The organism is Streptomyces sp. CNQ329 (genome assembly GCF_000482585.1).
The window spans coordinates 62,613-81,504 of sequence record NZ_AXVU01000011.1 but is presented as its reverse complement, the minus strand read 5'-3'; the positions used below and the strand labels follow the sequence as shown (position 1 = coordinate 81,504).

At 71.7% G+C, this 18,892-nt stretch carries 13 protein-coding genes and 1 pseudogene; 6 read left to right on the top strand and 8 right to left on the bottom strand.

The genetic code is table 11. The annotated features are described in order from the left end of the window. Positions 1-14: 14 nt before the first annotated feature. The 4 genes from I003_RS31830 to I003_RS0110055 are packed head-to-tail and all read right to left on the bottom strand — an operon-like array spanning position 15 to position 5,654. Positions 15-1,640 carry an MFS transporter gene (locus I003_RS31830; RefSeq protein WP_051368166.1) on the bottom strand — a complete coding sequence of 542 codons (1,626 nt, stop codon included), beginning with the start codon at positions 1,638-1,640 and terminating at the stop codon, positions 15-17. Continuing rightward, complete coding sequence (locus I003_RS31825; protein ID WP_037720511.1) at positions 1,637-3,028, bottom strand: cytochrome P450; 1,392 nt, start codon at positions 3,026-3,028, stop codon at positions 1,637-1,639. Before I003_RS31825 ends, I003_RS31830 begins: the two co-directional genes overlap by 4 nt. Next, positions 3,025-4,083: an alpha-hydroxy acid oxidase gene (locus tag I003_RS0110060; RefSeq protein WP_027771414.1), complete on the bottom strand. Its 1,059-nt coding sequence runs from the start codon at positions 4,081-4,083 to the stop codon at positions 3,025-3,027. The genes I003_RS31825 and I003_RS0110060 overlap by 4 nt, the downstream gene beginning before the upstream one ends. Beyond that, positions 4,080-5,654 (bottom strand): NAD(P)-binding domain-containing protein, encoded by a 1,575-nt coding sequence (locus I003_RS0110055; RefSeq protein WP_027771413.1) that lies wholly within the window; start codon positions 5,652-5,654, stop codon positions 4,080-4,082. The genes I003_RS0110060 and I003_RS0110055 overlap by 4 nt, the downstream gene beginning before the upstream one ends. A 62-nt stretch (positions 5,655-5,716) precedes the next feature. Here I003_RS0110055 and I003_RS0110050 point away from each other — a divergent pair, with 62 nt between their 5' ends. Next, complete coding sequence (locus I003_RS0110050; RefSeq protein ID WP_027771412.1) at positions 5,717-7,198, top strand: aromatic amino acid ammonia-lyase; 1,482 nt, start codon at positions 5,717-5,719, stop codon at positions 7,196-7,198. Positions 7,199-7,277: 79 nt separating this feature from the next. On the opposite strand, the gene I003_RS0110045 is transcribed toward I003_RS0110050, so the two are convergent. Together I003_RS0110045 and I003_RS0110040 are read right to left on the bottom strand one after the other, a co-directional pair. After that, positions 7,278-8,483, bottom strand: a complete 1,206-nt coding sequence (locus I003_RS0110045) for a sensor histidine kinase (RefSeq protein WP_027771411.1) — start codon at positions 8,481-8,483, stop codon at positions 7,278-7,280. Further along, a complete protein-coding gene (locus I003_RS0110040) occupies positions 8,480-9,157 on the bottom strand; it encodes a response regulator transcription factor (protein WP_027771410.1) in 678 nt (225 codons plus the stop codon). The genes I003_RS0110045 and I003_RS0110040 overlap by 4 nt, the downstream gene beginning before the upstream one ends. 381 nt (positions 9,158-9,538) lie before the next feature. Here I003_RS0110040 and I003_RS0110035 point away from each other — a divergent pair, with 381 nt between their 5' ends. From I003_RS0110035 to I003_RS31820, 5 genes are all read left to right on the top strand, one after another. Next, entirely contained in the window at positions 9,539-10,879 is a 1,341-nt protein-coding gene (locus I003_RS0110035; RefSeq protein WP_027771409.1) for an extracellular solute-binding protein, read from the top strand. Beyond that, positions 10,876-11,844 (top strand): carbohydrate ABC transporter permease, encoded by a 969-nt coding sequence (locus I003_RS0110030; RefSeq protein ID WP_027771408.1) that lies wholly within the window; start codon positions 10,876-10,878, stop codon positions 11,842-11,844. The genes I003_RS0110035 and I003_RS0110030 overlap by 4 nt, the downstream gene beginning before the upstream one ends. Then, positions 11,841-12,743 (top strand): carbohydrate ABC transporter permease, encoded by a 903-nt coding sequence (locus tag I003_RS0110025; RefSeq protein ID WP_027771407.1) that lies wholly within the window; start codon positions 11,841-11,843, stop codon positions 12,741-12,743. Before I003_RS0110030 ends, I003_RS0110025 begins: the two co-directional genes overlap by 4 nt. Positions 12,744-12,789: 46 nt before the next feature. Next, positions 12,790-14,301, top strand: coding sequence for an arabinosylfuranosidase ArfA (gene arfA / locus I003_RS0110020; protein WP_027771406.1), 1,512 nt, complete (start codon positions 12,790-12,792; stop codon positions 14,299-14,301). A 120-nt stretch (positions 14,302-14,421) separates the two neighbouring features. Beyond that, entirely contained in the window at positions 14,422-15,375 is a 954-nt protein-coding gene (locus I003_RS31820; RefSeq protein WP_078563869.1) for a poly(ethylene terephthalate) hydrolase family protein, read from the top strand. 145 nt (positions 15,376-15,520) lie between these two features. On the opposite strand, the pseudogene I003_RS31815 reads toward I003_RS31820, so the two are convergent. Both I003_RS31815 and pspAB read right to left on the bottom strand, forming a co-directional pair. Continuing rightward, a pseudogene (locus tag I003_RS31815) lies at positions 15,521-17,647 on the bottom strand (ThuA domain-containing protein); the annotation flags it as partial. 660 nt (positions 17,648-18,307) lie between these two features. Next, complete coding sequence (gene pspAB / locus I003_RS0110005; protein ID WP_027771405.1) at positions 18,308-18,886, bottom strand: PspA-associated protein PspAB; 579 nt, start codon at positions 18,884-18,886, stop codon at positions 18,308-18,310. Positions 18,887-18,892: the final 6 nt, after the last annotated feature.

The following is an 18,892-nucleotide window of genomic DNA, read 5'->3' as shown; positions in this document are numbered from 1 at the left end:
GCCGTGCGGGCCGCTCAGCGGGTGGGCAGGGACGGTGGTGTGCGGCCGTAGCGGAGCATGAGGGCGGCGGCGAGCAGGCTGAGCCCGCCGAAGACGATGGCGCTGACGGCGAGAGTGGGCCGGCCCGGCGTGCTGACCTGGAGGAAGCCGAGCATGACCACCGGCCCGAGCACGCCGCCGAGTTTGGTCGACGCGGCGGCGAGGCTGGCACCGCGGGCGCGGAACTCGGTCGGGTAGATCTCGGTGCTGTACGGCACGAGAACGGCGTTCACCGCGGCCAGGGTGAGCACGAGCAGGCCGACGGAGCCGGTCAGCAGGGCATCGCCGCCGTCGTCGATGCTCCACGCGACAACGCCGGTCAGGGCGACGGCGGTGATCGTGACGAACAGGATCAGGCTGCCCCGGCTGCTCCAGATCGCGTAGAGGACGACCACCACCAGCAGCGCGGGCGCGGAGTAGAGGGCGGCGCGGGCGACCAGGGCGCTCGCCGACGTGCTGGAGATACCCGCCTCGCTCAGTTGCGCCGGGAGCAGCCCGAGGAAGCCGAAGTTCACCAGCCCCCAGCTCAGCCCGACCAGCCCGATCGCCAGGGTGACGGCCGTCCGGCTGCGAAGCAGTTCCCGCAGGCCGGGGGAGGCGAGGTCGGGCGAGTACGGCCGGACGGTCAGGCGGGCACCGAAGCGGCCGAGGATACGTTCGGCCGCCGCTCGCCGGCCCTGGCGGAGCAGGAACAGAGGTGACTCGGGGATCAGCGGCAGCACGGCGAGCAGCAGCAGGCCGGTCGGCAGGCCGATGAGCCACAGTGCCCGCCAGGTGTACCGCGGCTCCAGTTGGCTGGCCGCGACGCTCGCGGCGAGATAGCCGGCCAGCCCGCCCACCGCACCGATCGCCACCGCCATCCAGCCCCGGTGCCGGCGGTGCGCCACCTCGGCGAGCAGCGTGAACACCAGGGGCAGCATCCCGCCGGCGGACATGCCCATGGTGAAGCACATGACCAGGTTCCAGGCGAACGACGGCATGGCTCCGCACACCGAGGTCGCGATGAACAGCACGGTGGCCAGCACCAGGGCGGGGCGGCGGCCGTACCGGTCGCCGATCACACCCCAGACCACCGACCCGGCGGTCGTCCCGGTCAGCGCCACGACCGGCAGTATCGACACCGCGGAGGTCGACATGCCGTACTCGTCGGCCATGCCGGGCAGGACGAAGGCGATCGTGAGCGGTTTCATGGTGTCGATGACCAGGGCGACGATGAGCACACCGCAGGTGACCCAGTAGACGGGGCGGGTCCTGCCGTGCTCGATGTGGCCCACCACGGGCACCGAGGCCCGCGGCCGGGGACGGCCGGCGAACAGACCGATCATCGTGAGCAGGACCCCCGCGGTGACCGCGACCATGCCGGTCACCATGACCGGTGTCCAGCGCATGTCCATCGGCATGCCGTCGCCTTCGCCGAGCATGCGCAGCTCCGGCAGGTGCAGCAGTACGCCGGCGACGACGACCACCACCCCGGCGCCGACACACCACGGCCGCAGCCGGCCGAAGCGGTCCTCGCCCTCGGGGTCCGCGTCCCCCGGTACGGCGCGGACCTCCCCGGCCGTACCCGCGCGTGCGGGCTTCAGCCCGCCGTCCCCGCTCACTCGTGTGCTTCCGGTCCGGTGTGGTGCGGGCACCGCCCGGGCGGTGCCACCGCGTGCCGGTCGAAGTACGTGCCGGCGAGCCGGAGTCGCCGCGCGTGCAGCACCATCGCGGTGCCGAGTACCAACTGCGTGACGCTGCGGGTCACGTCCTCGACACGGTCGCGCCCGCGGACGAACAGCCGCAGCAGGGGGAGCGGGAGCGGATCGGTCCCGCGCCAGCGCGGGATGAGCAGGCAGGGTGCCCGGTGCGGGAGGGAGCGGGTGTGCGCGACGGTGGACTCCAGCCGGAACCGGCGCAGTACCTCGCGGGCGGCGGCCCGCAGGGCCAGCGGCGAGAGGCGCCAGGCGGGACACGGCCGGTTGGCCGGCATGCCGAAGGGGATGTGGTGGGCCGCCCTGCGGGACAGTGAGTTCCACCGGTCCGGGTCGAACTCGTCGGGCCGGTCGTAGCCCGTCGCGTGGTAGTCGGGGTAGCTGAAGCACACCACCGAGCCCGCGGGCAGGACGGTGCCGGCGTCCAGCGCGATCTCGCCGGTGGTGATCCGGTGCGCGATGCCGAAGAGGGGGTAGATCCGCATGGTCTCGTCGAGCACGTTGTCCAGGTAGCGGTCATCGGCCGGATCGGCGACCAGCCTGGCCTGTACGTCCTGGTGCTGTGCGAGGGCCAGCAGCAGGTGTGCGCTCGCTTCGGAAAGCTGCACGACAGCCGTGTTGAAGAACGTGCCCTGCAGATAGTGCACCTGCTCCTCCGGCGAGAGCGACGCGGGCAGCCGGTGCACGACGTCGGCGAGCCGGCCACGGAGATAGGCGGTGAGCCGGGCGCGGCGGCGCGGGTGGCGCAGGCCGGTGCACTTCAGCGCGGTGACCACGTCGGCGGCGTGGGCGACGATCAGTTCGCGCGCGTGCCGCGGGCACGGCTCGTCGAACACCAGCTCGTAGCTGAACTCCGCCCATGCCGGCATCAGCAGGTCCCGCAGGCGTACCAGGCTGATCCTGTCGTCCGGCAGAGCGTCCAGCGCGCGGCCGACGGCGCGGCCGGCGGTGTCGGCGAGATCGGCGGAGCGGCCGGCGAGGATGCGCCGGGTGGTCGCGGCGACGTCGTCGTAGCGCGCGCCCCGTTCAAGGTGCTCCTGATGGACCTCTGGGCCGGGCGCGAGCCAGTACCAGAACAGGTCGGACAGTCCGGCGCCCGCGCTGCGGCCGTCGGCGGCCGGGTCGGCGTAGACGCGTTCGAACACCTCGGGACCGTGCGTCGCGTTGGGCAGAGTGATCGCGCCGTCCCCGTTGACCTTCTCGAATATCGCGCCGCGCAGGGCGACCACCCGCTGCGGCAGCCAGCGCGGCGCGGTGACCGCGGCGGCGAGCGCGAGCACCGATACGGCCCTCACCGGCGCACCACCATGTCCGGCGCCAGGTCGGCGCTGCCGCGTGCCCCGCAGAGCGCGAGCGTGTGGTCGTACTCGTCGCGCAGGGTGGCGAGAACCTCCCGCACCCCGGCCGCCCCGTTCGCGGCCAGCCCCCACACGACGGGCCGGCCGACGCCGGCGGCGGCGGCGCCGAGAGCGACCGCCAGCGCGACGTCGCCGCCGCGCCGCACACCGCCGTCGAGCAGCACCGGGACGGCGCCGGCGACGGCGTCGACGACGGCCGGCAGCGCGTCCACCGTGGCCGGTGCGGCATCGAGCTGGCGGCCGCCGTGGTTGGACACGATGACCCCGGCGGCACCGTGTTCGACCGCGAGCCGCGCGTCCACCGGGTGCAGGATCCCCTTGAGCAGCACCGGAAGGGTGGCCGTCGCACACAGCCGGTCCAGGTCCGCCCAGGACAGGTCCGGCGACATGGCGATGTCCAGCGTCCCGCCCGCAGCCGCGCCCGGGAGGCCGCGCATGTTCTCGGCCGCGTAGCCCGCCGGCAGGTCGGTGAAGCCGTGACGCAGGTCGCGGGTGTGCCGGCCGAACACCGGGGAGTCGACGGTGACCACCAGTGCGGTACAGCCCGCGCCGGTCGCGCGGGCGAGAAGCGCGTCGGTCACCTGCACGTCCGGTTGGAGGTAGAGCTGGAACCACACGGCGGCATCCGCGCGGACCGCGCGGGCCGCGGCGACCACTTCTTCGACGGCCGTCGTCGAGGCCATCCCGGTGACCAGCACGGCCCGCTCCGCCGCCGCCGCGCGGGCGGTGGCCTCCTCGCCTTCGGGATGCGCGAGCCGGTGGAACGCGGTGGGCGCGACGAAGACCGGTGCGGCGCCGGGCGCACCGGGCAGATCCACGGTGATCTCCCGGATCGCGGCGCCGCGCAGCACTCTGGGCAGCAGCGCGAGCCGGTCGAACGCCCGCTCGTTGTCGGCGAGCGCCCGTTCCTGCCCGGCGCCGCCTGCCACATAGTCGTAGTGCACCGGGTCGAGGGCCTCGCGGGCCCGGTCGTGGAGTGCGCGCAGCGTCATGGCAGCACCGGCGCGGGTGAGTTCCGCTGCGCGGCGAGGAAGGCCCGCAGCGGCGCGCGGTGGTAACGCTCGCTGTCCCACTCGTTTTCGAGGTTCTCGGTCATGTGGTGGTCGCCGGTCTGCTCGCCGGCGCGGAACCAGCGCACCACCGGGTGCAGGTAGCGGCCGTCGAGCCCGGCGGTGTCCTGCTGGGACTTGCGGCCGGCGGTGACGTCGAACGGGTCCACCAGGTGGTGGTCCTCGCCGTACTCGAGCGTGATCACCGCGTACGCGCCGACGTCGCCGAACTCGCCGGCGGCGACGGCCTGTCCCACGTGGTCGACCGGTAGTTCCTCGGCGTAGCGCATGGCGCCGTCCGGCGCGACCAGCAGGACGTCACCGAGGACGCCGAACTGCTGCCACAGCGCGGAGGACCGGTTGACCCTGGTGACGATCGCGTCGACCGCACGCTCCGCGTCCGCGCCGAGGTCGGCGGTCGGCCACGGGGTGTCGTGGTAGCGCCGGCCGAGGTGGCGGTGCAGCGCGCGTACGCCGTAGCGGAAGCCGTGGATGAAGCCGTTCGTGGATATCTTGAAGTCCCGGGACTGGGTGAGCGTGCCGGCGAAGTACATGTCCGGTACGTTCACCGATTCAGCGACCGGGCTCAGCGCCGGCAACCGGTCGCCGTGGGTCAGTTCGGGCCGCGCGCTGTCGTCGAAGACGCCGGCGTCGAAACGGAATCCGGTGGCCACGATCACCCGGTCGTAACGTATCTCCTTGACGACCTCGTCGACTCGTTCGAACGCGACGGGCACGTGATATCCGTCCGCGTCCCTTCTTATCGATACGACGCGCCCGTCCAGCAGCGCATTCTGTGATTTGAGCTGGTAGCTGTCCAGAAAGTTGTTGTTCACCGCGCGCAGATGACCGACGAAGTGCGTCCGCCACGCCATCTGCAGCGACCCGGAGCCGACGACGTGGATGACCGACGCGGTCTCCATCAGACTGTCCGCCGTCTCGAAGGCGGAGTTTCCCCGCCCGATGACCAGCACGCGCCGGCCGGTGAACGTCTCCGGGTCGGTGTCGAATTCGCTGTACAGCTCGGCGTGTTCGATCCCCGGAATGTCCGGGACATACGGCCTGGCCAGACCGGTGGCGACGACCAGCCGCCTGCCGGTCCACATCCGTCCGCCACCGTCGGTCACGGTGAAGCCGTCCGCGTCCCTGGCGATCCGGGTCACCTCGGTGTCGTAGGCGATCCGTACGCCGGTCTTCGTGGCGAAGTCGGCAAGATAGCGGACGAAGTCGTCGGCGTGCGGGAAGTACTGTCTGCTGTATTTCGTGAACAGCAGTTCCGGCTCGTCGGAGAGTAGCGAGTTCCAGTCCATGCGCAGTCGCAGTTCCGGGTCGTCGTACCCGGTGTGCACCTTGTTGACGGAGATGAGCCGGCGGTGTCTCGGGAATCGGGTGAAGAACGTTCCCGGCCCGCTGCCCCGTTCCAGAACGACATAGTCTCGACCGGCCCGTTCCAGCATGGCGGCGAGTTGGAGTCCCGCCGGCCCGGCCCCGATGATCAGGTAGTCGTGCGCCATGAGCGGCAAGTTACCCGCCGGATTTCAGAGTGCTCTGAGATTCCGTCGGTAGCGTGCTGTCCGTGCTCACCACTACCGGGACCGTCTCGCTCGACGGCCGGCTCGATGCGGCCGACCTGCGCCGCGCGGCCGCCCCGCTCACCGTCGTCGTAGCCGACGAGGTCCGCACCCGCGTGCGGCGGGGGCGGGCGTTCCTCCGCTCCGTGCTCGCCGGGGAGGACCGCCAGGTGTACGGCGCCACGACCGGCTTCGGCGCGCTCGTCGGGTTCGCCGGCCGGGACGAGGAAGCCGACCAGTGCGACAACACGCTGGCCCATCTCGGCGCCGGCCAGGGGCCGGACCTGCCGAACGACGTCGTCCGCGCCGCGCTGCTGGTGCGGACGTGGTCGCTCGCGCAGGGTGTGTCCGGGGTGTCGCCGCACGTCGTCGACGGGCTCGCCGCGATGTTCGCCACCACGTTCACACCGGCCGTGCCCCGGTACGGATCCGTGGGCGCGAGCGGCGACCTGATCCCGCTCGCGTACGCCACCCAGGCGCTGCGTGGGCGCGGACCGGCGTACGCGGACGGCCGGCGGATGCCGGCGGCGGACGCGCTGGAGGCCACCGGGCTCGCCCCGCTGGCCCTCGACGGGCGCGACGCCCTCGCGTTGGTCAACGGCACCTCGGTCACCACCGCGGCACTCGCGCTCGCCCACCACGCCGTCCGCGCCGCTCACCGCGCACTGGCCCGGCTGACGTGTCTGCTGGTGGACCTGCTCGGCTGTGATGCCGGCTTCCTCGACGCGAACCTGCTGCGGGCCTACGGGCATCCCGGGGCCGTCTCGGTCGCCGCGGACATGCGCGCGATGCTCGAGGGGGCGGTGGCGTCCGGGACGCGGGGGTTGCAGGAGCCGTACTCGATCCGCTGCGCGCCGCAGTTGCTGGGCGCGGCCGAGGATGCGCTGCGCTACGTCGACGGGGTGGTCGCGGCCGACCTGTCGGGCGTCAGCGACAATCCGCTGTTCTTCCCCGACGCCGGCACGGTGGTGCACGGCGGCAACTTCTTCGGCCAGCCGGCCGCGTTCGCCGCGGACCTGCTCGCGTCGGTGACCGCGCAGCTCGGCAACCTGGCCGAGCGGCAGCTCGACCTGCTCGTCGACCCGGCCCGCAACGGCGGCCTGCCGCCGATGCTGGCCGTCGAGCCGGGCCGGCAGCACGGGCTGCAGGGCGTCCAGCTCGCCACCACCTCCTTCGTCGCGGAGATGCGCCGGGCCGCGACGCCGGCGTCGATGCAGAGTCTGCCGACCAATCTGCACAACCAGGACGTCATCCCGTTCGGCACCCACGCCGCGCTGCGCGCCTACGACATGGCCGAGCTGCTCCGACTGCTCTGCGGCTCACTCGCCGTCGGGCTGCGCCAAGCCGGCCACACCGGCGCGCGCCGCCCCACGGCCGACGCCTGCGGGGCGCTGCTGGACGCCCTGGCCGACGCCGTCCCACCCGTCGAGCCGGACCGCCCCCTGGACGCCGACGTCCGCACCGCCGCGGCCCTCCTCATCCCCTGAGGCGTCGCGTGCCCGCCCGCGGGGCCGCCGTCCGCGCCGCGTGCCGGCCCCGCCGGACCGGGTGACGGCGGGGGGCCCGTCATGCGGAGACGGCGGCGATTCGGATGGTGAAGCGGGCGCCCGCCCCCGGCCTCCCGGTCGCGGTGACCGTGCCGCCGTGGCTGGTGACCACCTCGCGCAGCAGCGCGAGACCGAGTCCGTAGTGACCGTCGTCGCCGGCCGTGGTCCGGTGGAAGCGGTCGAAGAGCCGTTCGGCATCCGTCTGCGCGAAGCCCGTGCCGGTGTCGGACACGGCCAGCTCTATGTCGCGGCCGACTCTTGCCAGGGTCAGTTCGATCCGGCCGCCGGCCGGCGTGTGGCGCACGGCGTTGGTCAGCAACTCGCCCACCGCGCGGCGCAACGCCGACTCGACGCCGTGCACGAGCAGCGGCTCCGGCGGCCGGTCGATCGACGTGGTGAGCCCGTGAGCGCGCACCGTGTCGGCATGGTCGGCGACGGCTTGCTCGGCGACGGCGGCGAGGTCGACCGGCTGCGCCGCCGCGGCTGGCCGGGCGCCGGCGATCCTGGCGGACAGCAGCAGGTCGTCGATGATCTCACCGAGCCTGCCCACCGAGCCGGTGAGCCGGTCCAGGCCCTCCCGGTGCGCCGCCGGGAGGCCGTCGGCCACCGCCCGCCGCGCCAGGAGCTGGGCCCGGGTGTATGCCTGCGTGACGGGGGTGCGCAGCTCGTGGCTCGCGTCGGTGACGAAACGCCGCTGCCTGGCCAGCGCGTCGGCGAGCGGCGCGACCGCGCGCCGGCCGAGCACCCACCCGGTCCCGGCGGCGGCGAGCAGGCCGACCAGCTCGGCGATGGCGAGCGCGACCAGCAGGTGGTCCCGGTCGGTGAGCTGGTACCGCATATCGAACACGCCCTGGACGACCCCGCCCCCGCGTGGCTCGGTGCGCACCAGGTAGACGGTTCCGTTCCGCTCGGATCTCCGCTCGATCGCCCGGCCGGAGGCGCGTACGCCGTCGAGGTCGGCCCGCAGCGGGAAGCCCGGCGGCGAACCGGCCGGCGCCGGCCGGCCGGGCGCGTACAGCCAGGTGCATCCCGGCGGCGCGTCCGGCGATCCGGTGCGCGTGCTGTACCGCAGTTCCCGCCGCACCTGCTCGTTCTGGGCGTGCACCGTCACCGCATAGGCGATGCCGCCGACCAGGGTGACCAGCGTCGTGATGGTCACCGCGGCCACCACGCTGATCCGCACCCGTGCCCTGCGCACCACGACGCGCTCCGCGGCGGCGCTCACAGCGACCCCAGCCGGTATCCGTGTCCGTGCACCGTCCGCACGACCTGTCTGCCGAGCTTGCCGCGCAGGTAGTACACGTAGGTGTCCACGATCGACGACGCGGAAGCCTCGCCGAACACCCGCCGGCGCAGCTCTGCCCGCGAGTGGACCGCCTGCGGCCTGGACGCCAGCACCCGCAGCAGCTCGAACTCACGGGCCGCGAGCGCCACTCGGTCACCGTCGCCCAGCTCGACCTCGCGCGCCCCGAGGTGCAGCCACCCCGACCCGATCCGTACCACGTCGGCCAGTTCGAGCGTCCGCCGGCAGAGCGAGCGTAATCGTGCGCTCAGCTCTTCCAGCTCGAACGGCTTGCCGAGGTAGTCGTCCGCGCCGGCGTCCAGGCCGTCGACCCGGTCCGACACCGCATCCATGGCGGTCAGCATCAGCGTCCACGCGCGGATCCCCTTGCCGCGCAGGCGGGCCAGCAGGTCCAGCCCGTCCAGGACGGGCAGCCGCCGGTCGAGTACCAGCACGTCGTAGTCGCGCGTCAGTCCGAGGTGCAGCCCGCGCTGCCCGTCGTGTGCGACGTCGACGGCGTACCCCTCGTCCCGTAACGCGGTGGACAAGAGCTCGGCGAGTTCACGGTCGTCGTCGACCAGCAGGAGCCGCCACGGCTCCCCGACATCGAAGCCCACAGTCTTCGCTCCCTCCTCACGTTCACCACCGGGAGTTACGAGCCGGCGACTGTGAGCGTTCAGCCGGCATCTGTTGGCTGAAGAACCGGCAGGTCGGCTCGTGTTCGCTCAGCCGGGCGCGGCCTGTGAGACCTCGCTGCCGCCGGCCGAAGGGAGCGCCGCAAGCCCGGCCGGCGCCCCGCAGGTGGGGGAGTGCGCTGCGGACGGCCGGGATTGGTCCTCTCCCCGGCATTGACGTGGGCGAACTTCGAGCCTACTTTCCGTCCGGAAAGCCGGTCGTTGTTCGAGATAGCGAACACTTCACCTCCGGTGAGGAGTCCCATGTCCCCACAGCCTCCTGACCCGTCTGGTCCATCCGTCCCCCAGCCGAGTCGCCGGCGCCTGCTCGGCTCCGCCGCAGGTCTTGCCGGGCTCGTCGCGCTCACCGGCGCGGGCGCGGCCGGCACCGCGGGCTGCGCCGCGCCCTCCTCCGTGGCCTCCGGCAAGACGCCGCTGCGCTACTGGCATCTGTTCGGCGGTGGTGACGGCGTCACCATGCAGGCGATGCTCGACGCGTTCGAGGCCGAGCACTCCGGCATCGCGCTGGACGCCGCCCAACTGGAGTGGGGGGCGCCCTACTACACCAAGCTCGGCATGGCCGGCGCCGGGGGCCGGGCCCCCGAGGTGGCGGTGCTGCACCTGGCGCGGCTGCCCGGCTTCGGCCCCGGAAAGCTGCTGGACGCCTTCGACCTCGACCTGCTCGCCGAGTACGGCGTACGCCCCCGGGACTTCCCGGCGGAGATCTGGGACCGCGGCACGATCGGCGGCAAGCAGTACGCCGTGCCGCTCGACACCCACCCCCTCGTGCTCTACTACCAGACCGAGATCTGCAAGGAAGCCGGGCTGCTCCAGCCGGACGGGCGGATCAAGACCCTGGAAGGCGTCGAGGAGTTCACCGACGCGCTGCGCGCGATCCGCCGGGTCACCGACCGGCCGCCGCTGGTCATGGAGACCACCGGCGCGGACGCGGCGGGGCCGGCCCGCGTCTTCGCCACCTTCTACGCGCAGACCGGCGGCACCCTGCTGGACGACACGGGCACCCGCCTCACCCTCGACGAGGACAAGGCGCTGCGCGTGCTGGAGTTCATGCGCATGCTCACCCACGACGGCCTCGCCGTCCGCGTCGCCGACTACCAGGGCAGCGTCGGGATCTTCAACGCGGGCGAGACGGGCCTGGCACTCAACGGCGACTGGGAGGTCAGCACCTATCTGGAGACCGAGCTGCCGTTCTCCATGGCCCCGGTGCCGACCCTCTTCGACCGCCCCGCGGCTCAGGCCGACTCCCACTCCTTCGTCCTGCCGCACCAGGAGGACCGCGGCGGCGAGGCCAACCGCGCCGCCCACCGGTTCGTCGCCTGGATGCTCAGGCACTCGGCCGACTGGGCCAGCGGCGGGCACATACCCGCGTACACCCCCACGCTGAGCACGCCCGCCTACCTCAAGCTCGAACCGCAGTCCGAGTACCGGCACGTGATCGACCACGTCGCCCTCGACCCGCCCGCCTGGTTCGCCGGCTCCGCCTCCCTCATGTGGCTGGAGCTGGGGCACATCTTCTCGGGGGTCTTCACAGGGGCCCGTACGCCCGAGAGCGCCCTTGCCGAGGCGACGTCCGGTTTGAAGAAGCTGCTGGACACGCCGAGTCCGCTCGGCGACGTCCAGGCCCCGGGAGGTGATCGGGCATGACCGCACCCGCGCGGACCGAGGCGGACACCACCGCCGCCCCCGGTGCGCCCGCACCCGCACCCGTGCCCGGCGGCACCGCCATCCGGCACGGCCGGTGGGAGCACGGGCTGATGTTCGTCGCCCCGTTCCTCGCCGTCTACGCCCTCTTCCTGGTCTGGCCCGTGGTGCTCGGCATCAAGATGAGCCTGACCAGCGACAACATCACCGGCAGCGGGGGCGAGTACGTCGGGTTCGACAACTACACCGAGGCGCTCTCCGACCCCGACATGTGGGAGGCGCTGTGGCAGACCGTGTGGTTCACCCTCCTGTCGACGGTGCCGCTGGTGCTGCTCGGCCTGGTGATGGCGCTGCTCGCGCACGGCCTGCGGTTCGTGGACTGGCTGTGGCGGCTGAGCTGGTTCGCGCCCTACCTGCTGCCTTCCGGCGTGGTCGGGCTCCTGTGGCTGTGGATCATCTATCCCGCCGACTTCGGCCTCGCCGACCAGGTGCTCGCCGAGTTCGGCCTGCACCCGGGCATCGGCTGGCTCACCGACCCGCAGTACGCGATGCTCTCCATCGTGCTCACCACCATCTGGTGGACCGTGGGCTTCAATTTCCTGCTCTACCTCGCGGCACTGCAGTCCATCCCGCAGCACCTTTACGAGGCCGCCGAGCTGGACGGTGCGAGCGCCTGGCAGCGCCTGTGGCACATCACCCTGCCGATGCTGCGGCGCACCACGGGCGTGGTGGTGATCCTCCAGTTGCTGGCCTCGCTCAAGATCTTCGACCAGGTCTACATCATGACCCAGGGTGGGCCGGACGGCGCCACGAGGACCACTCTGCTGTACGTCTTCGAAGAGGGCTTCACCGGCTACCGGATCGGCTACGCCTCCGCCGCCTCGTACATCTTCTTCGCGCTGATCGTCATCGTCTCCCTCGTCCACCTGCACCTCGCCCGCCGGACACGCCAGGAGAGCACCTCATGAGCGCAGCGGCCGACACCTCCCGCCCGGACCCGGTCTCCTCCACCGAGCCCGCCCCGGCCCGCGGCACCGGCCGGCCGCGCTGGACCCGGGGCCGCGTCGCCATGCTGCTGGCCGCACTCGTCCTCGCCGCCGTGTGGGTGCTGCCGCTCGCCTACGCCCTGGCCACCTCGCTCAAGCCGATGGGCGAGGAGGTCGAGACCCCGCTCACCTGGATCGGCTCCAGCATCACCCTCGACGCGTACGACAAGGTGTGGGCGGCCGGGGACATCCCCCGGTGGATGCTCAACACCCTCTACATCTCGGCCATGACCACCCTGCTGACCGTGCTGCTGTGCGCCATGGCGGCGTACGGGTTCGCGCGCACCGAGTTCCGCGGCCGGAAGGTGCTCTACGCGCTCGTGCTCGCCGGGATCATGGTGCCGCCGCAGGTGCTGATGGCGCCGCTCTTCGCGGAGATGGCCGCGCTCGGCCTGGTGGACACCTACTGGGGCGTGATCCTGCCGCAGGTGGCCGTGCCCGCGATGGTGTTCATCCTGGTGAAGTTCTTCGAAGGGGTGCCGCGCGAGCTGGAGGAGGCGGCCTTCTGCGACGGCGCCGGGCGCTGGCGGGTGTTCTTCACCATCGTGCTGCCGCTGTCCCGGCCCATCCTCGCCGCGGTCTCGATCTTCGTCTTCATCCACACGTGGAACAACTTCCTGTGGCCCTTCCTGGTCACCACCGACCCGAACGGCATGACGCTGCCGGTGGGCCTCGTCAACATCCAGTCCAGCTACGGCGTCCGCTACTCCCAGGTGATGGCCTCCCTGGTCATGGCCGGGCTGCCGCTGCTGGTGGTCTTCGCCCTCTTCCAGCGCCAGATCGTCCGCGGCGTCGCGCACACCGGCCTCGCGGGGAAGTGACACCGGCCGGCGGCGAACCCAGCCGGCACGCAACAGAGAGGAACCCATGAGCACCACCGCACGCTTCACCCTCGACCCCGCCTTCACCGTGGGCGAGGCCGACCCGCGGCTGTTCGGGTCCTTCGTCGAGCACCTCGGCCGGTGCGTGTACACGGGCGTCTACGAGCCGGACCACCCCGCCGCCGACCCGGCCGGCCTGCGCACCGACGTCCTGGACCTCATCCGCGAGCTGGGGGTGACCGCCGTCCGCTACCCCGGCGGCAACTTCGTCTCGGGCTACAAGTGGGAGGACGGCGTCGGCCCCCGGCAGGACCGGCCGCGCCGGCTCGACCTGGCCTGGCGGAGCACGGAGAGCAACCAGTTCGGGCTCCGTGAGTACGCCGACTTCCTGGACAAGACCGGATGCGAACCGGTGCTGGCTCTCAACCTCGGCACCCGGGGGGTCGCCGAGGCGCTTGAGCTCCAGGAATACGCCAACCACCCGGGGGACACCGCGTTGTCGGACCTCCGTGTCGCGCACGGGAGCAAGGAGCCGTACGGCATCCGGCTGTGGTGCCTGGGCAACGAGATGGACGGGCCGTGGCAGACGGGCCACAAGACCGCGGCGGAGTACGGACGGCTGGCCGCCGAGACCGCGCGGGCGATGCGGCAGATCGACCCGGGCCTGGAGCTGGTCGCGTGCGGCAGCTCGCACCAGTCGATGCCGACGTTCGCCGAGTGGGAGAGGACGGTCCTCACGGAGTGCTACGACCTCGTCGACTACATCTCCCTGCACGCCTACTACGAGGAGGTGGACGGTGACCGCGACTCCTTCCTGGCCTCGGCCGTGGACATGGAGTCCTTCATCGACAACGTCGTCGCCACCTGCGACCACGTAGGGGCCCGGCTGAAGTCGAAGAAGCGGATCAACCTCTCCTTCGACGAGTGGAACGTCTGGTACCAGCGGCGTTTCCACGCCGAGTTCGACCGGCAGTCGCCGGACTGGGCCGAGGCCCCGCGGCTGCTGGAGGACAACTACACCGTGACCGACGCCGTCGTCGTCGGCTCGCTGCTCATCGCGCTGCTGCGGCACGCGGACCGGGTGAAGCTGGCCTGCCTCGCGCAACTCGTCAACGTCATCGCACCGATCATGACGGAGCCGGGCGGCCCGGCCTGGCGGCAGACCACGTTCCATCCCTTCGCCCAGGCGGCGCGCCACGGCCGCGGCACCGTCCTCGACGTGCGCGCCGACTCGCCGGCGTACGACACCGCACGCTACGGCGACGTCCCGCTGCTGCACGCCACGGCGGTACGGGACGAGGCGAGCGGCGCCGTCACGGTCTTCGCGGTCAACCGCGCGCAGCACGCCGAACTCCCGGTGGAGATCGGCGTACGCGGGCTGGGCGTGACCGGCGTCGCCGAGCACAGTGTGCTGTCCGACGCCGACCCCGACGCCCGCAACACCGCGGCCGACCCCGACCGCGTCACCCCGCACGGAGCGGAGGGCACGGCCCTGTCGGACGGGGTCCTGCGGGCCATGCTCGAACCGATGTCCTGGAACGTGATCCGCCTGACCTGAACCGCACAAGTCCCGGTGTCCCGTGATCCGGCCCCTTATCGGCAACGACGCCGACCGGTCCTCGTACGGCAGCCAGCCGTGCGACGGCCGGCGACCACAGCGACAAGGAGGAACACGAGCATGCAACGTACTCTCACCCGGATCGCGGCGCCCGCGGGCACCGCGACCGGCCGCCGGGCACGACCTCGTACGAGAAGCGGGTGGAGCAGGCTCGGCGCGTCCGCGCTCGCGGCCGTCCTCAGCCTGATCATGGCCGTGGTCGCGATGCAACCCGCGGCCGCCCAGGAGAACCCGTACGAGCGCGGCCCGGACCCCACCGTGGAGAGCGTCAGGGCACAGCGCGGGACGTTCGCCACCGCGGAGATGAACGTCGAGTCCGGCCACGGCTTCAACGGCGGGAAGATCTACTACCCCACCGACACCAGCCTGGGCACGTGGGGCGCGGTCGCGGTCGTGCCCGGCTACACCGCAAGCTGGGACGCCGAGGGCGCCTGGATGGGGCACTGGATCGCGTCCTTCGGGTTCGTCGTCATCGGCATCGACACCAACAGCCCCACCGACTGGGACGACGCCCGGGGCCGGCAGTTGCTGGCCGCGCTGGACTACCTCACCCAGCAAAGCCCGGTCAGGGACCGCGTCGATCCCGAACGCCTGGGCGTGATGGGCCACTCCATGGGCGGCGGCGGCGCGATCCACGCGGCCACGCAGCGGCCGGACCTCCAGGCCGCGGTGCCGTTCGCGCCCGCCTCGTTCTCGCAGAACATGTCCAACCTCCGGGTCCCGACGATGATCATGGGCGCGCTGGATGACACCGTCATCACGCCGGGTGCCCTCGACGGGCTCTACGCCACCCTGCCGTCCGACACCCCCGGTGCCTACGTCCAGCTCAGCAGCGGCGGCCACGGATTCCCCGTCTGGGGTAACTCGAACGTCACCCGCCTGACGATCCCGTGGCTGAAGACCTTCATCGACAACGACACCCGCTACACCCAGTTCTTCTGCCCGCAGATGGCGGACACCAGCGGCGTCGCCCGGTACCAGCACAAGTGCCCCTACGAGCCGGCGGCACAGTAACTCCGCGGGCCGGGGGTGCCGGTACCTCACCGGCGCCCCCGGCTTTCCGGCCACCGGGGTCCCGTCCCCGGCCGGGCGGCTCGGCCGTCCGGCCTCGCCGCCCTCGCCGAGGGATGACTCAGGGAGTGCCTGCGGCGCCCACGCGATCGATGCGGTAGAGGCCGGAGTCGCCGTTGCCGCCCCCGAAGGAACTGCCCCACTCCAGGAGATACAACGAGCCGTCCGGACCGAAGGTCATGTCCATCGGCCTGATGAACCTGGTGCCGGACAGGAAGTCGTTGACCGCTCCGAGGTCACCGCTCCCGTCGAAGCGGAGTTCCTTGATGAAGCCGCGGTCCCACTCGTAGAAGAACGCCGAGCCGTCGAACGACTGCGGGAACTTGGTGGGAGAGGGGTTTCCGTCGTCGTAGCGGTAGACCGGTCCGGCCATCGGGGCGATACCGCCCGCTCCGAGCTCGGGGAACTGCGATGAGGTGTCGTAGCCGTACCACATCTCGGGCATCTGCACCGGAGGCAGCTCGGTCAGCCCGGTGTTGTTGGGGGACTCGTTGACGGGACGGTCGCAGTCGAACTTCGCCCCGACCTGGCCCGTGTCGGGGTTGTAGGGGGCGTAGGGCTGGTTGTCGCCGTGGCAGAAGGGCCAGCCGTAGTTGCCCGGCTCGGTGATGACGTTGTACTCGCCCAGGCCCGCCGGGCCGCGGTTGTCCGTCGTCCCGCGGCGGTCGGGTCCGTAGTCGGCCATGTGCACGTCGCCGGTGGCGGGGTCCACGGAAAAGCGGAAGGGGTTGCGGAAGCCCATGGCGTAGATCTCGGGGCGGGTGTCCGCCGTGCCCTCGGGGAAGAGATTGCCGTCGGGGATGCTGTACCCGCCGCCGTCGCCGGGCCGGACGCGCAGGATTTTGCCGCGCAGGTCGTTGGTGTTGCCCGCGGTGCGCGCCGAGTCCTGCATCTCGTGGCCCTCGCGCCAGTCCAGTGGGGCGTAGCCCTGCCAGGCCGATTCGAGATTGGGTGCCGTGTCGTCGCCCGTGCCGATGTACAGGCTGCCGTCCGGGCCGAACTCGAGGCCGCCGCCGGTGTGACCGGGCTCCGGGAACGTCCGGTCCCGGTAGGCGGGGATGTCGATCACCCGCTGCTCGCTCGACGGATCCAGCCTGTTTCCGTCAAGGGTGAAGGCCGACACTCTGTTGACGTCCTCCGCGCTGCCGGCGGGGGAGTAGTTGAGGTAGATCCTGCCGTTGGCGGCGAAGTCCGGGTCGAGGGCCAGCCCGATGAGCCCGTCCTCGCCGCCGGTGTAGACGTCGAGGGTCCCGGCGGTCGTGGTGGACTGCGTGTCCGGGTCGAAGACGCGCACCGCGCCGCCGCGCTGGATGTAGATCACGCGGCCGTCCGGTGCGACGTCCAGCTCCATGGGATCGGCGGTGCCGTCGTCGAGCGTCACCTTCTCGAAGGTGTCCTGGTCGGGAGAGTCCTGGCCGCACTCTCCCGGCACGTTGCCCGACGCCCACTGCACGCCGCCCATCACGTGGCTGCGGAACTCCTCCTCCGCGTAGGAGGCGGAGTCGTGGCCCATGGCGGTCGCCCAGACCCTGCCGCCGGATTCGAGGCTGCACCACGAGATGGGGTGGTCGTCGCCCATCGCGAACTGGCCGGGGTCGTAGGTCGATTCGTCGACGGTGGCGAGGACGTGGACGTTCGGCCGCGGGTTGGGGTCGAAGTTGTACCACTCCTCGGGCCGCGTCCAGGTCGCGGGGAGACCCTGGGTCGAGGGGTGGTCCGGGTCCTCGATGCGGACGGTGCCGTTCTGGATGCCGGCGGCGTGGCCGGGCATGTGGGCGCCGCCGTTGACGACCTCGTCCCACCAGGGGAACTCGCCCTCGATGCCCGCGTCGAGGCTGTTGTGGACGGCCACCACGCCTCCGCCGCCGGTGACGTAGTTCTGCATGGCCTGGCGCTGTTCGTCGGTGTTCCAGACCATGCCGGAGTTCTGGAGCATGACGACGGCGTCGAAGCCGGAGAGCTCCGCGTCGTCGAAGACGGCCGGGTCGTCGGTCTGGACCAGCTCGATGTCCTGCTCGGCCGCCTCCTCCCGGAACATCTGGATGCCGGCCGGTATGGAGTCGTGGACGTAGCCGACGGCTCTGGTGAAGAGCAGGACCCGGGACTCGGCGGCCTGGGCGTCGGACGCGGTCGCCGTCAGGGTGCCGGTCGCGAGCAGCGGCGCCACGGTGAGCGCCACGAGGGCGCGACGCCGTCTGCGGTGTCGTTCCTTCATGTGGGGGGTTCCTCTCGGATGGGAGGCGGCTCCGGCACTGCCGGCCGGAGAACGGACGGTGTCTTACGCATGCGGCGGTCGCGTCCGACGGGCAGCCGGAGACCACGGCTCTTCCGGAACGGTGCACACGCCGAGGTCGGCGCCGCCGGGCTCGCAGCAGTGACCGCTGCTTCCCGGGACAAGGGCAACGAGGACATGGCAGTGACCTCTCGTGGGGGGTCTGTCTCGCATGTCCGGCCGGCCGGGAAGGCTCTCGGATCAGCCTCGGCCCCGGGGCGATGAGGGCGAGGATGTTCGATATCTCGACCATTGGTCGGCCTGTTGAACGCTGTTACGTATGATGACGAGGGATCGCGGAAGCGTCAACAGCCCTCGCAACGCTGCGACTTGAGCGCCGCAGTATCCCGTTTCGCCCGCACCGGGACCCCCGCCCCTCGACCCGCGGCCGGCACGGGCGCCCGCATCTGCGTCATCGCGTCGGCGTGGAGGAGCTCGGGGATCCCGCGGACAGACGCACGCCACCCGGGGGAAAACTCACGCGACGACGGTCAGGCAGGGGCGCCGGAGCACGCGAGGACCGATACGGACGCCCGTGACCATCGCAGGATTGCGCGAGGAATCGGACAGGAGCGGGAGCGGTGCACTTTTTCTTGATCCTCTTCACAGGCCGGGGGCGCCCCACAGGGGGAACCAGCGGCTCAGGTCCTGCTCGATGCGCAGGTCGTCCTTGAGCACCGCCTGGACCTGCAGTTCCAGCGGGTTGTCGCGTTTCTGACCGGACAACGGCGCGAAGGGGTAGAAGGTGCCGCGCTTGTAGAGGTAGACCAACGCCATGGAGCGCCGCTCGGTGTCCCGGAAGGAGACCAGCGAGCAGAGGAGCTGCGGACCGAAGCCGCTGTCCTGCAGCGCCGTGTTCACCGCGTGCAGGTCGCCCACCAGCGCGGGCAGGTCGCCGGGGTCGCGGCGGGAGAGCAGCCATGAGTACCCGTAGTCGTCGCGGCTGAACTCCACCGGCACCCCCGCCCGTTCGGAATCGGCGTCCAGCAGGGCCCGTACCTCCTGCTGCACCTGCGCGAAGGCGCCGCCCTCGATGGAGGCGAAGCAGACCGAACCCGAACCGGTCGGGGTGAAGCCGATGGCCGCCTGGAGGGTGACCGCCGCGGAGGGGAGTCCGAAGAGCTGGTCGAGGTCGGGCTTGACCGGCTTGGACCGGCCGAACAGGGAATCCAGGAAGCCCACGCGGTC

Bases quoted from the DNA above. Each gene is read 5' to 3' on its own strand.
- I003_RS0110060 (WP_027771414.1), bottom strand. From the start codon at position 4,083: ATGACGCTGCGCGCACTCCACGACCGGGCCCGCGAGGCCCTCGACCCG.
- I003_RS0110055 (WP_027771413.1), bottom strand. From the start codon at position 5,654: ATGGCGCACGACTACCTGATCATCGGGGCCGGGCCGGCGGGACTCCAA.
- I003_RS0110030 (WP_027771408.1), top strand. From the start codon at position 10,876: ATGACCGCACCCGCGCGGACCGAGGCGGACACCACCGCCGCCCCCGGT.
- I003_RS0110025 (WP_027771407.1), top strand. From the start codon at position 11,841: ATGAGCGCAGCGGCCGACACCTCCCGCCCGGACCCGGTCTCCTCCACC.
- arfA (WP_027771406.1), top strand. From the start codon at position 12,790: ATGAGCACCACCGCACGCTTCACCCTCGACCCCGCCTTCACCGTGGGC.
- I003_RS31820 (WP_078563869.1), top strand. From the start codon at position 14,422: ATGCAACGTACTCTCACCCGGATCGCGGCGCCCGCGGGCACCGCGACC.